This window comes from Streptomyces thermospinosisporus (genome assembly GCF_039526425.1).
GTDB classification, from domain to species: domain Bacteria; phylum Actinomycetota; class Actinomycetes; order Streptomycetales; family Streptomycetaceae; genus Streptomyces; species Streptomyces thermocarboxydovorans.
This window is the reverse complement of record NZ_BAAAIZ010000021.1, coordinates 101,736-115,643: the sequence shown is the minus strand read 5'-3', so window position 1 is coordinate 115,643 and position 13,908 is coordinate 101,736. Positions and strand designations below refer to the sequence as shown.

Here is a 13,908-nt window from a genome sequence, read left to right as displayed (position 1 = left end):
GACCCGGTGGCCGTCGCCTCCTTCGAACGGGCCGCCCGGGCGCTGGCCGCCGGCATCGCGGCGACGGCGACGCTCGTGGAGATCGACATCGCGGTGATCGGCGGGGGAGTCGGCAAGGCCGGCGAGATCCTCCTCGCCCCGCTGCGCAAGGCCCTCGCCGACTACGCCACCCTGTCGTTCGTCCGGCGTCTCGCGGTGGCTCCGGCGCAGATGGGCACGGATGCGGGGCTGGTCGGCGCGGCGGCCGCGGTACTGGCGCGGAGGCCGGATGCTGCGGCGGCGGGGGTTTGAGGAGACGGCGGGGTTTGAGAGACGGCGGGGTCCGAGGAGACGGCTGGGGTTTGAGAGACGGCGGGGTCCGAGGAGACGGCTGGGGTTTGAGGAGACGGCTGGGGTTTGAGGAGACGGCTGGGGTTTGAGGAGACGGCTGGGGTTTGAGGAGACGGCTGGGGTTTGAGGAGACGGCTGGGGTTTGAGGAGGGCTGAACGGATCCGTCCGGTCCGTTCTGGCGGGGGCTGAGCGGGTCCGTCCGCTCCGTTCTGGTCGGGAGCTGCGCGGTCCGTGTGGTTCGTCTTCCGAATCGGCGCGTGACCCCTGGGCCGTTCCGGCCGTTGAGGCGGGTATGAAGAAGCGCAGCATGCTGGCCATCGCCTCCCTCGCCACCGGATTCGTCGTCGCGGCGGTCACCCCTTCGCACGCGGCCGGTGAAGGCCTCGAGGGGCTCGGCGTCAAGGACGCCCTCAACACCCTCGACCAGGCGGTCGGCAGCGAGAGCCTGAACCTGGACCACTCGACCAAGGAGTCGGCCAAGGAGTCGGCCAAGAAGTCGGCCAAGGAGTCGGCCAAGGAGTCGGCCAAGAAGTCGGCCAAGAAGTCCAAAGACTGACGACCTCCCCGGCACGACAGCGACGGCGCCGGTGCCCTCCCCTCGGGGCGCCGGCGCCGTCGTGATGCGTTCTCAACTGGGGCTGGTTTCCGTGGCAGGGTGGAGCGGGCAAGCCTCTGGGGGCCAACAGAAGAGGGGGAACCGTGACCGTGGTCTGGATCAACGGTGCGTTCGGTGCGGGGAAGACCACCACCGCACGGGAACTGATCGAGCTGATCCCGAACAGCACGCTCTTCGACCCCGAGGTCATCGGCGGGGCACTCGCGCAGCTGCTGCCGCCCAAACGCCTCGCCGAGGTCGGTGACTACCAGGACCTCCCCATCTGGCGCCGTCTCGTCATCGACACGGCCGCCGCGATGCTCACCGAACTCGGCGGGACCCTCGTGGTCCCCATGACCCTGCTGCGCCAGGACTACCGCGACGAGATCTTCGGGGGCCTCGCCGCACGGCGGATACCCGTCCGGCATGTGCTTCTGGCCCCGGCGGAAACGATCCTGCGGGAGCGGATAGCCGGCCGTGAGGTGCCGGCGGAGATGCCCGACGCGGAGCTACGGATACGTCAGTGGTCCTACGACCACATCGAGCCGTACAAGGCCGCGCTCGCCTCCTGGCTGACGGCGGATGCGTACCCGGTGGACACGGGGGCGATGAGCCCGTACGACGCGGCGGTGCGGATCGCGGAGACGGTGCGCAGCGGGGCGGTGCCGGTGTGCGACATCGTGCAGACGCCGGAGCCGACGGCGGAGACCGTTGCCGCGGGGGTGCTGTTGTTCGACGAGGAGGACCGGGTGCTGCTCGTCGACCCGACGTACAAGGCGGGGTGGGAGTTTCCCGGGGGTGTGGTGGAGCCGGGGGAGGCGCCGGCGCGGGCCGGGATGCGGGAGGTCGCGGAGGAGACGGGGATCAGGCTGGCGGAGGTGCCGGCGTTGCTGGTGGTGGACTGGGAGCCGCCGGCGCCGCCCGGGTTCGGGGGGCTGCGGCTGCTGTTCGACGGGGGGCGGCTTGCGGCGGAGGATGCGGGGCGGTTGTTGCTGCCGGGGCCGGAGCTGCGGGAGTGGCGGTTTGCGAGTGAGGTGGAGGCGGCGGAGTTGTTGCCGCCGGTGAGGTATGCGCGGTTGCGGCAGGCCCTGCGGGCGCGGGAGCGGGGGAAGGCGGCGTATTTGGAAGCGGGGGTGCCTGTGGGATAGGGGCTGTTCTGGGTACGGCTTGTCGCAGCCGGCCGGGGGTGGGTTGCGCTTACCGGCGCTTGCAGGGTGCCGCCTGCGCCCACCCCCCACTCTCGACTGCGCTCGAGCGGGGGCACCCCCATCGCCCCGCAGGTGACGGCCCCTGCCCGCAGCTGGGAGGCCGGCCCTGCCCGCAGTGAACGGCGGCTCTGCCGCCCGGAGGAACGCGGCTCCGCCGCCCGCAGGTTGGCTGCGGGCGGCGGGGTTGATCAGGCGGGGCTGTTGGCGTAGTTGCGGAGGAAGTGGGCCTCGGCTACGGAGAGGCGCTCGAGTTCTTCGGGGGAGACGCTTTCGTTGACGGCGTGGATCTGGGCCTCCGGTTCGCTGAGGCCGATGAGGAGGATCTCCGCGTCGGGGTACAGGGCGGCGAGGGTGTTGCACAGGGGGATGGAGCCGCCCTGGCCGGCGAACTGGAGTTCCTGGCCCGGGTAGGCGACGGCCATCGCGTCGGCCATGGCGCGGTACGCGGGGCTCGAGGTGTCCGCGCGGAACGCCTGGCCCTGGCCGACCTGCTCGGTGCTGATCCGCGCACCCCACGGAGTGTGGGCCTCCAGGTGGGCCTGGAGCAGCTTGGTCGCCTCGGTCGCGTCGACGCCCGGCGGCACCCGCAGGCTGATCAGCGCGCGGGCGCTCGCCTGCACGGACGGGGTGGCGCCGACCACCGGCGGGCAGTCGATGCCGAGCACGGTGACCGCCGGGCGCGCCCAGATGCGGTCGGCGACCGTGCCGGAGCCGATGAGCTCGACCCCGTCCAGCACCTTGGCGTCCTTGCGGAACTGCTCCTCGTCGTACTGCAGTCCGTCCCAGGCGGCGTCGGTGGTGAGCCCGTCGATGGTGGTGCTGCCGTCCTCGGCACGCAGGGAGTCGAGGACACGCACCAGGGCGGCCAGCGCGTCGGGGGCGGCCCCGCCGAACTGACCGGAGTGCAGATTGCCCTCCAGGGTGTCGATGCGGACCCGCAGCATGGTCATGCCGCGCAGCGTGGAGGTGACCGTGGGCAGGCCGGCCCGGAAGTTGCCGGTGTCGCCGATGACGACGGTGTCGGCCTCGAGCAGCTCGGGGTGCGCCTCGGCGTACCGCTCCAGGCCGCCCGTGCCCTGCTCCTCCGAACCCTCCACGATCATCTTGACGTTGACGGGCACTCCGCCGTTCGCCTTCAGGGCGCGCAGCGCCAGCAGATGCATGATGAGGCCGCCCTTGCAGTCGGCCGCGCCGCGCCCGTACCAGCGGCCGTCCCGCTCGGTCAGCTCGAACGGCGGCGTCGCCCAGGCGGCCTCGTCCAGCGGCGGCTGCACGTCGTAGTGGGCGTAGAGGAGGACGGTCCTGGCGCCCTCGGGGCCGGGCAGGAAGCCGTACACCGACTGGGTGCCGTCGGGGGTGTCGAGCAGGGCCACGTCCTGGAAGCCCTCGGCCGTGAGTGCGTCGGCGATCCAGCGGGCGGCGCCCTCGCTCTCGCTGCGCGGGAACTGGTCGAAGTCCGCCACCGACTTGAACGCCACCAGTTCGGCGAGCTCTTGCTTCGCCCTCGGCATCAGGGAGGCGACGGTCGCGGCGACCGGATTCGACGACATGGGCACGCTCCTTGTGGGTGCGACGTTGTCCTACTGCGTACGTGTGGGCACGGCATGATCGTGCGGTATGGGTGACTGGTCCCGTGTAAGGGGCACCCACACCGCCGATCCTCCCACAGCGACCTGCGGCGATCGTCGCCGTAGGATGCGACAGGACGCAGCGGCAGGCGGCTAGATCGGAGCGGTAGACCATCGTGACCAGCGAGAACTCTTCAGCGGACGGCGAGCGCCAGGTGTGGGACGTCGTCGTGGTGGGCGCGGGACCCGCGGGGGCCTCGGCCGCGTATGCGGCGGCGGTCGCGGGACGGCGCGTATTGCTGCTGGAGAAGGCGGAGCTGCCGCGCTACAAGACCTGCGGCGGCGGCATCATCGGCCCCTCGCGCGATGCGCTCCCGCCCGGCTTCGACCTGCCGCTGAAGGACCGGGTGCACGCGGTGACGTTCTCCCACAACGGCCGTTTCACCCGCACCCGTCGCTCCCGCCAGATGCTCTTCGGTCTGGTCAACCGGCCCGAATTCGACCAGCAGCTGGTGGAGTCCGCGCAGAAGGCGGGCGCCGAGCTGCGCACCGGCGCCACCGTGCAGCGCGTCGAGCAGCACGGTGCGGCCGTGCCCGACCGGCGCACGGTCGCGGTGGTGCTGCAGGGCGGTGAGACGATCCTCTCCCGGGCGGTCGTCGGCGCCGACGGCAGCGCGAGCCGCATAGGCGCCCATGTGGGGGTGAAGGTCGACCAGGTGGACCTGGGGCTGGAAGCTGAGATCCCGGTTCCGGACACCGTCGCGGAGGACTGGAAGGGCCGCATCCTCATCGACTGGGGCCCGCTGCCCGGCAGTTACGGCTGGGTCTTCCCCAAGGGCGACACCCTCACCGTCGGCGTGATCTCGCGGCGCGGCGAAGGCGCGGCGACCAAGCGCTATCTGGAGGACTTCATCGGCCGGCTCGGCCTGGCCGGCTTTGAACCGAGCATCTCCTCCGGGCATCTGACCCGCTGCCGGGCCGACGACTCGCCGCTCTCCCGCGGCCGGGTGCTGGTCTGCGGGGACGCGGCCGGGCTGCTGGAGCCGTGGACCCGTGAGGGCATCTCCTTCGCGCTGCGCTCGGGGCGCCTGGCGGGGGAGTGGGCGGTCCGCATCGCCGAGGCCCACGACGCCGTGGACACCCGCCGCCAGGCGCTGAACTACGCCTTCGCCGTCAAGGCGGGGCTCGGGGTCGAGATGAGCGTCGGCAAGCGGATGCTGGCGGTGTTCGAGCGGCGTCCGGGCCTGTTCCACATGGCCCTCACCGGACTGCGCCCCGCGTGGCGGGCGTTCAAGGACGTCACCCAGGGCTCGACGTCGCTCGGCGAGCTGGTGCGGACGCATCCGATGGCCCAGCGTGCGCTGACGCTCCTGGACCGGCGCCAGGACGAGGGCGTCAGTCCGTGATCGTGATCCGGAAGACGGGGTGGTCGGGGGCGATCCGGCGCAGCTCCGCGTCGGACGAGCCGGGGCCCACGCCCTTGAAGAAGACCCCGACCTCCGCCTTCCAGCGCTTGAGGTAGGCGCGCAGCAGCGGCGGCTTGTCGTCGTCGGCGACCTCGACCGCGGTGAAGTTCTCCACGCGCTTGCCGAGGCGGAGCTGTCCGCCGCCGGCCGCGCGCATGTTGTGCGTCCACTGGACGTGGCCGCGCGGCGCGACGAGGTACTGCTGCCCGTCGACGGTCAGCGGGTTGACCGGTGTGGTCCGCCACTGGCCGCTCTTGCGGCCCCGCACCGCCAGCACCCGGGAACCCCAGACGCTGATGCCCCGGCGGGTGAGCCAGGCGACGAACCGGTTGAAGACGTTGACGGTGAACCAGCCGGGCTTGATGACATGCGTGGACAAGGGAACCTCCTGACGTGGCGGTGCGTGAGCGCCGCTCTCGATTGTGAGCACTGCTCTCGCCGGTGAACAGCAGTCTGCCTCACCCCGGCCACCGGAGCAAGAGCACTGCTCTCGTTTGTGTGCAGTGCTCTGCCTGTGTGCGACACTGAGCCCATGAGCAGCACACGCGGCGCCCGGGCCCGGGCCAGGATCGAAGTCACCGCGGCCATCAAGGAGGAGGCCCGCAGACAGCTTGTCGCGGAAGGTGCCGCCAAGCTGTCCCTGCGCGCCGTGGCCCGTGAACTCGGCATGGCGTCCTCCGCGATCTACCGCTACTTCCCCAGCCGCGACGATCTGCTGACCGCCCTCATCATCGACGCCTACGACTCCCTCGGCGAGGCGGCGGAGGCCGCCCGCACGCAGGCGTCCGGCGAGCCGCCGGCCCGGCGGTGGGCCGCCATCTGCGAAGCGGTGCGCAGCTGGGCCCTGGCCCATCCGCACGAGTACGCCCTGATCTACGGCACACCCGTCCCCGGCTACACCGCGCCCAGCACCACCATCCCGGCCGCCTCCCGCGTCGCCCTCGCCCTCATCGGGATCCTCCGCGAGGCGCGGCAGGAGTCGCGCCTCACCCCGCCCGCGCTGCCGGACGAACTCACGCCGGAGGCCGAGCGGATGGCCGCCGAGTTCGCGCCCGACCTGCCGCCTCAGGTCGCGGTGGCGCTGGTCGCCGCCTGGGCCGAGCTGTTCGGACTGGTCGGCTTCGAGGTGTTCGGCCAGTTCCACCGGGTGGTGGAGGACCGCGAGCGCTTCTTCCGCCATGCCGCGGCACGGCTCGCGGACTCGGTCGGGCTGACGTAGCGGGCCCGGCCAGGATCTGCTGAAGGACCGTCGGCTCCCTGGTGAAAGCCCCGTGGGCCTACTTCACCGGGAGTACGTCCGATCACCACGCCGGGGTGACGCGGCTCGGGCAGCCTGGCGTCTAGCGTGGCGGACATGGACGAGCTGCAGGGGCGCGGAGCCGGCCGGATGCGGGCCTGGTGGCGCCGGGGACCGGGGGCGGCCTGGCGTTACGGACCGCACGGCCTGACGGGGGAGGACGCCGAGGCCGGCGGCCGGTCCCGGCTGCCCTGGGTGTCCACCCTCCTGATCACGGCCTTCGTCATGGCCGGCTCCACCTTCGCCGCCCATGCCCAGGAGGGCGAGCGCGTCGCCCTGGACCCGTTCGCCAGGCTGCTGCTGTTCGCGGCGGGCGCCTCGCTCCTGCTGCGGCACCGCCATCCCGTGGCGGTGCTCAGCGGCACCGTCGGCGCCGTCCTGCTCTACCTCGGCGCCGGATACCCGTACGGCCCGGTGTTCCTGGTCGTCGCGGTGGCCTGCTTCACCGCCGTCGTGGCGGGGCACCGGCGTGCCGCCTGGACCGCGATGGGCACCCTCTGGGTGGGCCATCTGCTGCTCGCCCATGTGCTCTACCGCCAGCTGCCGCCCAACGGCGACTCCGCCGCCTCCTGGAACCAGGAGATCGTGGCCGCCACCTGGGTGGTCGCCCTGATTGCCGTGTCCGAGCTGGCGCGCGCCCGGCGCGAGCAGTGGGCGCGCGAGCGGGCCGAACGCGCCCAGGCGGCCCGCCGGCGCGCGGACGAGGAGCGTCTGCGCATCGCCCGCGAACTGCACGACGTGCTCGCCCACAGCATCTCCGTGATCAATGTGCAGGCCGGCGTCGGGCTCGCCCTCCTGGACAGCGACCCGGAGCAGGCCCGCACCGCGCTCACCACCATCAAGGACAAGAGCAAGGAGGCGCTCGGCGAGGTCCGCCAGGTGCTCGACACCCTCCGCACGCCCGGCGCGGCACCCCGGGCGCCGGCTCCCGGCCTGGACCGCCTGCCCGAACTCGTCGAGCAGGCGGCCGCCGCCGGCCTCAACGTCACGGTCGAGGGCGAGGCGCCGGACCTCGCGCCCGGCGCGGACCTCGCCGCCTTCCGGATCGTCCAGGAGGCGCTCACCAATGTGGTGCGGCACTCCGGGTCACGGAACGCGCGCGTGCGGATGGAGGAGCGCGACGGGGCCCTGCGCCTGTGCATCGACGACGACGGGCCCGCCACCGGCGCCGACGCGGGCGGCAGCGGCAACGGACTGGCCGGAATGCGGGAGCGGGCCGCCGCACTGGATGGCACGATCGATGCGGGCCCGCGCCCCGACGGCGGCTTCCGCGTGCTGGCCGTGCTCCCGCTCACGCCGAAGGAGGACCGGTGATCCGCGTACTGCTCGCCGACGACCAGTCGCTCGTCCGGGCGGGCTTCCGCGCCCTGCTGGACGCCCAGCCGGACATCGAGGTGGCCGGAGAGGCCTCCGACGGCGAGGAGGCGGTGCGGCTCATCCGCGAACTGCGCCCGGACGTCGTCCTGATGGACATCCGGATGCCCGCCCTCGACGGGCTGGCCGCCACCCGTCAGGTCACCGGTGACCCGGACCTGGCGGACGTGAAGGTGGTCATGCTCACCACCTTCGAGCTGGACGAGTACGTCTTCGAGGCGATCCGCTCCGGCGCCTCGGGCTTCCTGGTCAAGGACACCGAACCGGAGGAACTGCTCCGCGCGGTGCGGGCGGTGGTCGCGGGCGACGCCCTGCTGTCGCCCGGCGTGACCCGCCGCCTGATCGCCGAGTTCGCGGCCCGGTCCAAGGAACCGGCCGCCGCCGACGCCCTCGCCCAGCTCACCGAACGGGAGCGGGAGGTGATGGCGCTGGTCGGCATCGGCCTGTCCAACGAGGAGATCGCCCGCCGTCTGGTCGTCAGCCCGCTGACCGCCAAGACCCATGTGAGCCGCACCATGGTCAAGCTCGGCGCCCGCGACCGGGCCCAGCTGGTGGTGCTCGCCTACGAGTCCGGCCTGGTCCGCCCCGGCTGGCTGGGCTGACCGCGGCCGCGGGACGCCACCCCGCCCGGTCCGCTTGAGCACCCGTCAGCCGTCAGCCGCAGCCGCCGCATCGCACGGCCACGGCAGGGCGCGCGCCCGGCGGGGAGGATCACCCCGCCGGGCGCGCGGTGGAGGCGCCCCCGGTCACGGCGCGCCGACGCGCTCCGTCTCCGCCTCCCGCGAGGTGGACCTGGCGACGACCACCGACCGGCGGTCCCCACGACGCCACCGCAGTCCGGTGAGGGAGATCAGCAGCCCCGCCACGGCGATGCCGGTCACCACGATCAGCCCCGGCCGGTAGCTGTCCAGCACGGCCTGCGGGTCGGGCCGCTCCGGCGCGTGCGCGGTGACCACCGCCGTCACCACCGCCAGGAACAGCGCGCCTCCCACCTGGACGGACGTGTTGAGCAGCCCGGACACCATGCCCTGCTCGTGCTCGTCGACGCCGTTGGTGGCCTGGACGTTGAGCGAGGGGAAGGCCAGCGCGAAGCCCGAGCCGACCAGCAGCATGGTCGGCAGGACCACTGCGGCATACCCGGGATCGAGGTCGATGCGCAGGAACAGCACGTATCCGGTGACCATCAGGGAAAAGCCCAGCACGATCAGCCGCGCGGTACCGAACCGGTCGATCACCGCGCCCACCCTGGTCGCCGACAGTGCCACGAGCGCACCCGCCGGCAGGAAGGCCACGGACACCCGCATCGTCCACACGGCGTCCGCGTCGGTGGCCCGCACCCGCAGCAGCTGAGGCTTCTCGCTGCGCACCCGGCTCCTGCGGCGGGCGTGGAAGCCGCGCAGCAGCTCGTCGATGCCGTCCACGGCGAAGTCCGTGCCGGTCGGAGCGGGGGTGCCGCCGCGGGCCGCCTCGGCGTCGAACCGGTGGACGCAGGTCTCGTGCGCCTGGCGCCGCGCCCAGAAGGCGAGCGCGGAGGGCGCACCCGGCAGGAAGGTGTAGCACTCCACATCGGCGGGCGCACCGGCCAGCGTGTCGACCAGCAGGCGATGGCTCGCGCGGTACCAGGCGATCAGATCCGGGCCGTCGAGCGCGGGCTCCTCGCCCATGGCGCGCGGTGCCGTGTGCCCCTCGGCGACGAAGCCCGCGGCCCAGCGGTGCACCACGCCGGTGTGCCGCAGCAGGTCGCGCACCCGCCACCCGGGGCAGGGCGGCACCACCGCGTCGACGCCCGCCTGCTCTGCGGCGTCGGCCAGCAACCGGCCTTCTCGGTCCAGGATCTGAAGAAACCAGGCAGTGTCCATGACGAGGAGTCTGCCGCACGACGCGTACATGCCGATGCGCACGAGCAGGCACACCTGTTGATGCGCCGTGCAACGCATCCATGCCGGTGCGCGGCGGCGCACTCACCCCACCACCGCCGCGCACCGCGGCCGGCCTACGGCAGCGGCGTACCGCCCGTCGCGTTGACGATCTCGGCGGTGATGTAGGAGGCCTCCTGCGAGGCGAGGAACACATAGGCCGGGGCCATCTCGGCGGGCTGGGCGGGCCGGCCGATCGGGGCCTGCTTGCCGAACTCCGCGGTGTCCGGCAGCGTCGCCGGGATCAGCGGCGTCCACACCGGTCCCGGCGCGACGGCGTTGACCCGGATGCCCCGCTCGATCAGCATCTGCGCCAGGCCCTGGGTGAAGGTGACGATCGCGCCCTTCGTGGTCGCGTAGTCCAGCAGATGCGGACTCGGCTTGTACGCCTGGACCGAGGCGGAGTTGATGATGCTGCCGCCCTCCCGCAGGTGCGGCAGGGCGAACTTGCACAGCCAGAACATGCCGTAGAGGTTGGTGCGCATCACCCGGTCGAACTGCTCGGTGGTGATCGCCTCGATGCCGTCGGGCTGCGACATCTGGTACGCGGCGTTGTTCACCAGGATGTCGATGTGCCCGAACTCCGACGCGGCTCGGTCGATCAGGGCCCGGCAGTTCTCCTCCTCGCGGATGTCACAGGCGACGGCCACGGCCCGCCGGCCGGCCTCCTCGACCCACCGCGCGGTCTCGGCTGCCTCGTCCTTCTCGCTGTCCAGGTAGGTGAACAGCACATCGGCGCCCTCCCGGGCGAAGGCCAGCGCGACAGCCCGCCCGATGCCGGAGTCCCCACCGGTGATCACGGCCTTGCGGTCCTGCAGCCGTCCGCTGCCGCGGTAGGTGTCCTCGCCGTGGTCGGGCGGCGGGTCCATGGGGCCGGTCCAGCCCGGATGCGGCTGATCCTGGGAGGGGAAGTCGGGGGTCGGGTGCTGCCCGACGGGGTTCTGCTGCTCGGTCACGGTCCACTCCTCGTCCCACGATGTCGCTCACGTGGGACGCCGGGTACCCCGCCGGCCGCGGCTCAGCCCACCCGCCGGGTCGCGACCCCGGTGACCGTGGCCACCGCCGCGAGCGCCGCCACGCTGGTCAGGGCGGCCGGCAGGCTGAACCAGTCGGCCATGAAGCCGATGGCCGGCGGCCCGAGCAGCATGCCGCCGTAGCCCAGGGTGGAAGCGGTGGCGACGCCGCTCGGTCCGGCCAGTGCGCCGGCCCGCTCGACGGCCACCGGGAAGAGATTGGCGAGGCCGAGCCCGGTCACCGCGTAGCCGAGCAGGGCGGCCCACAGGGAGGGCGCCAGGGCGCCCAGCAGCATGCCGGCGCACGCGGTGGCGCCGCCCGCGACGACGGTCCGGGTCCGGCCCAGCCGCTCCAGCAGCGTCGTCCCGGTCAGCCGCCCGGCGGTCATCGCCAGCGCGAAGCAGGAGTAGCCGACGGCCGCCGCGCCCGCCGAGGCGCCGAGGTCCTGCTCCAGATGGAGCGCGCCCCAGTCGGCCAGGGCGCCCTCGCCGTAGGCGGTGCACAGGGCGATGAGCCCGAACACGATCACCAGGGCCCGGATGCGCCGGTCCGGGCGGCGCGGTCCGGCCTGCTGCTCCCGGCCCCGGTCCGCGGGGGTCAGCGGCTCGATGCGCAGCAGTACGCGCCCGGCGACCGCCGTCACCGCCAGGCCGACGGCGGCCAGCAGCCACAGATGCCGGGTGGGGGTGAGCGAGCCGGCGACCAGGGCGCCCAGGCCCGCGCCGACCATGCCGCCGAGGCTGAAGGCGGCGTGGAAGCTCGGCATGATCGGCCGCCGCAGCTCCGCGACCAGATCGACGGCGGCGCTGTTGAAGGCCACGTTGATCCCGCCGTAGGCGGCCCCGAACAGCAGCAGGACCGCGCCGAGCGCCGGCGCGGAGTGGGTCAGCGGCGGCAACCCCACGCTGAGGCAGAGCAGGACGGCGCACACCACGGTGACCCGATGGCTGCCGTAGCGGCGGCACAGCCGGCCGGTGAGGGTCATGGTGACGACGGCCCCCGCGGAGACGCCCAGCAGGGCGAGCCCGAGGGCGCTGGCCGAGGCCCCGGTCTGCTCCTTGATGGCGGGGATACGGACCACCCAGCCGGCGAAGACGAAGCCGTCCAGGGCGAAGAACGCGGTCAGGGCGAGTCGGAGCCGGACGAGGTCCGAACCCGGCACGACGCTGTGCGAACGGGTTTTGTTTATGAGCGGCACAAAAGCAGGCTAGGCGAGCGCCGGGGCCGGGTGCAAGGGGGGCCGGCGGCCGCCGAAAGGGGGCGGCGACACGCCTGTACGTGCCGCCATAGGGATGGGTTGTTAACCCGTGTGTACGTCCCGGATGGTGAGCTCCGCCGTCTTGCCTGACGTTGGATCACGTCGAGACCGGGCCAATCTGCTGACGAGGAGTCAGCAGCCCGGCCGCCGATGGAAGGATTCCCAGATGCGCTCTGCTCGCATGGTGCTCGCCAGCGCGACGGCCACCGCGGCCCTCGCGATCGCCGCGCCCCTGGCCTACGCCAACCACATGGATGACGGTGAGCACGACAAGTCTTCCTACAGCAAGGAGCACGACAAGGACAGCAAGCACGACAAGCCCTACGGCGGAATGCACACGGGCGGCGGTGCTCTGTCGTCGGTGTCCGACAAGGACTGGGAGAAGGGCGACGACAAGTACGAGGACGAGGACAAGAAGGAGGAGGACAAGAAGGAGGAGGACAAGAAGGACGACAAGTACGAGGGCAAGCACGACAAGCCCTACGGCGGTATGCACACCGGCGGCGGCGCCCTCGCCCTGTCCATGGACAAGGACTGGGAGAAGGGTGACGACAAGTACGAGGACAAGGACGAGGACAAGAAGTACGAGGACAAGGACGAGGACAAGAAGTACGAGGACAAGGACGAGGACAAGAAGTACGAGGACAAGTACTCGTCCAAGCACGACAAGCCGTACGGCGGTGTGCACACCGGTGGCGGCGCCCTCGCCCTGAACAAGGACTGGAGCGGCGACGAGGGCGGCAAGTACGACTCCTCCGAGACCTACAAGGACAAGAGCGAAGAGTCCTGGGGCAAGGACAAGGAGGAGTGGAAGCACGACAAGCCGAAGGGCGGCATGCACACCGGTGGCGGTGGCCTCGCCCAGCCGGGTGTGACCGCGGGCGGACTGGCCGCGCTGGCCTTCCTGGGCACCGGCATGTACGCGCTGCGCCGCAAGAAGGCAGCCGGAAGCGTGGCGTGAGCCGTGCCTGACCACATAGCGGCCGGGGCCGCCCCTCGCGCATGACGCGGCGGCGGCCCCGCCCGCCGAGCCCAACGTCGTGCCCGCTGCCGTGTCCGAATGAGGTGGTTCCCCCGATGGCAGCCAGTCCCCTTGCCCCCGCCGACAACGAGCCGCCGCCGAGAAGACGCAGACTGCGCGCCGCGATGACGGCGCTCTTCTGGGGTGCGGCTGCCCTGGTGCTGGCGGTCAGCCTGCTGGGCGGCGGGGCAGAGCCCCCCGCCGACAACCACGTGCCGCACGCTCCCCCTGCGGTGAGCGCCGAGAACTCCGTCGCCCCCCGTTCCGAGAAGTCCGCACCCTCGCCGGCCGCAACGGCACCCAGCCGGCCCGCTCCGAGCGCCCCGGCCCACAAGTCGATGCCGCGGTCCGCGCCCGTACGGCTGCTCGTCCCCAAGATCGCCGTCGACGCCCCCTTCACGGATCTCGAGGTCGGCGCGAGCGGCCAGCTTCAGGCGCCCCCGCCCGACGACACCAACCTCGTCGGCTGGTTCGCCAAGGGCGCGTCACCCGGAGAGCCCGGCACGGCGGTCGTCGCCGGACACGTCGACACCAAGACCTCACCCGCCGTGTTCGCCCGGCTGAGCGAACTCAAGAAGGGCGACCGCTTCCGGGTGGTGCGCAAGGACGGCAGCAAGGCGGTCTTCCAGGTGTACGACAAGGATTACTTCGACAAGGACGACTTCCCCGACGACCGCGTCTACGCCGACACCCCGGACGCCCAGATCCGGCTCATCACCTGCGCGGGGATGTACGACCGCGCCGCCAAGGACTACACGGAGAACCTGGTGATCTTCGCCCGGCTCGTGTGAGACGGGCGGCACAGCGGGACGGGGCGCGGTCCCGGCATCGCCACGCCCCGTCCGCGGTCCGCCGCCGCC

General features: G+C 72.4%; 14 protein-coding genes. 9 read left to right on the top strand and 5 right to left on the bottom strand.

Going from position 1 to position 13,908, the window contains the following annotated elements; all coding sequences use genetic code 11:
• The 3 genes from ABD207_RS09340 to ABD207_RS09330 all read left to right on the top strand — a co-directional run.
• On the top strand, nt 1–291 hold a 291-nt coding region (locus ABD207_RS09340; RefSeq protein ID WP_344011520.1), incomplete at its 5' end, for an ROK family protein.
• Between the two features lie 332 nt (nt 292–623).
• Nucleotides 624–887, top strand: coding sequence for a hypothetical protein (locus tag ABD207_RS09335; protein ID WP_344011538.1), 264 nt, complete (start codon nt 624–626; stop codon nt 885–887).
• 143 nt (nt 888–1,030) lie between these two features.
• Nucleotides 1,031–2,074: an NUDIX hydrolase gene (locus ABD207_RS09330; RefSeq protein ID WP_344011518.1), complete on the top strand. Its 1,044-nt coding sequence runs from the start codon at nt 1,031–1,033 to the stop codon at nt 2,072–2,074.
• 248 nt (nt 2,075–2,322) lie between these two features.
• Here ABD207_RS09330 and ABD207_RS09325 read toward each other — a convergent pair whose 3' ends face one another.
• Nucleotides 2,323–3,684: a dipeptidase gene (locus tag ABD207_RS09325; RefSeq protein ID WP_344011516.1), complete on the bottom strand. Its 1,362-nt coding sequence runs from the start codon at nt 3,682–3,684 to the stop codon at nt 2,323–2,325.
• Between the two features lie 194 nt (nt 3,685–3,878).
• Here ABD207_RS09325 and ABD207_RS09320 point away from each other — a divergent pair, with 194 nt between their 5' ends.
• Complete coding sequence (locus ABD207_RS09320; RefSeq protein WP_344011514.1) at nt 3,879–5,108, top strand: geranylgeranyl reductase family protein; 1,230 nt, start codon at nt 3,879–3,881, stop codon at nt 5,106–5,108.
• Here ABD207_RS09320 and ABD207_RS09315 read toward each other — a convergent pair.
• A complete protein-coding gene (locus tag ABD207_RS09315) occupies nt 5,098–5,547 on the bottom strand; it encodes a nitroreductase family deazaflavin-dependent oxidoreductase (protein ID WP_344011513.1) in 450 nt (149 codons plus the stop codon). The two genes, ABD207_RS09320 and ABD207_RS09315, sit on opposite strands and share 11 nt — an antisense overlap.
• A gap of 153 nt (nt 5,548–5,700) precedes the next feature.
• Here ABD207_RS09315 and ABD207_RS09310 point away from each other — a divergent pair, with 153 nt between their 5' ends.
• The 3 genes from ABD207_RS09310 to ABD207_RS09300 all read left to right on the top strand — a co-directional run bounded on the left by ABD207_RS09310 (nt 5,701) and on the right by ABD207_RS09300 (nt 8,441).
• Nucleotides 5,701–6,387, top strand: coding sequence for a TetR/AcrR family transcriptional regulator (locus ABD207_RS09310; RefSeq protein WP_344011512.1), 687 nt, complete (start codon nt 5,701–5,703; stop codon nt 6,385–6,387).
• A gap of 135 nt (nt 6,388–6,522) precedes the next feature.
• Entirely contained in the window at nt 6,523–7,779 is a 1,257-nt protein-coding gene (locus tag ABD207_RS09305; RefSeq protein WP_344011511.1) for a sensor histidine kinase, read from the top strand.
• Entirely contained in the window at nt 7,776–8,441 is a 666-nt protein-coding gene (locus ABD207_RS09300) for a response regulator (RefSeq protein ID WP_344011510.1), read from the top strand. Before ABD207_RS09305 ends, ABD207_RS09300 begins: the two co-directional genes overlap by 4 nt.
• A gap of 144 nt (nt 8,442–8,585) precedes the next feature.
• Here ABD207_RS09300 and ABD207_RS09295 read toward each other — a convergent pair whose 3' ends face one another.
• The 3 genes from ABD207_RS09295 to ABD207_RS09285 form a co-directional block, all read right to left on the bottom strand.
• Nucleotides 8,586–9,698, bottom strand: a complete 1,113-nt coding sequence (locus ABD207_RS09295) for an MFS transporter (RefSeq protein ID WP_344011509.1) — start codon at nt 9,696–9,698, stop codon at nt 8,586–8,588.
• 134 nt (nt 9,699–9,832) lie between these two features.
• Nucleotides 9,833–10,711 carry an SDR family oxidoreductase gene (locus tag ABD207_RS09290; protein ID WP_344011508.1) on the bottom strand — a complete coding sequence of 293 codons (879 nt, stop codon included), beginning with the start codon at nt 10,709–10,711 and terminating at the stop codon, nt 9,833–9,835.
• 62 nt (nt 10,712–10,773) lie between these two features.
• Nucleotides 10,774–11,931: an MFS transporter gene (locus tag ABD207_RS09285; protein WP_344011507.1), complete on the bottom strand. Its 1,158-nt coding sequence runs from the start codon at nt 11,929–11,931 to the stop codon at nt 10,774–10,776.
• A gap of 262 nt (nt 11,932–12,193) precedes the next feature.
• On the opposite strand from ABD207_RS09285, the gene ABD207_RS09280 reads away from it, so the two are divergent.
• Nucleotides 12,194–12,988: a hypothetical protein gene (locus tag ABD207_RS09280; RefSeq protein WP_344011506.1), complete on the top strand. Its 795-nt coding sequence runs from the start codon at nt 12,194–12,196 to the stop codon at nt 12,986–12,988.
• A 116-nt stretch (nt 12,989–13,104) separates the two neighbouring features.
• On the top strand, nt 13,105–13,839 hold the full coding sequence (locus ABD207_RS09275) for a class F sortase (RefSeq protein ID WP_344011505.1): 735 nt from the start codon (nt 13,105–13,107) through the stop codon (nt 13,837–13,839).
• The last annotated feature ends 69 nt before the right edge of the window (nt 13,840–13,908 follow it).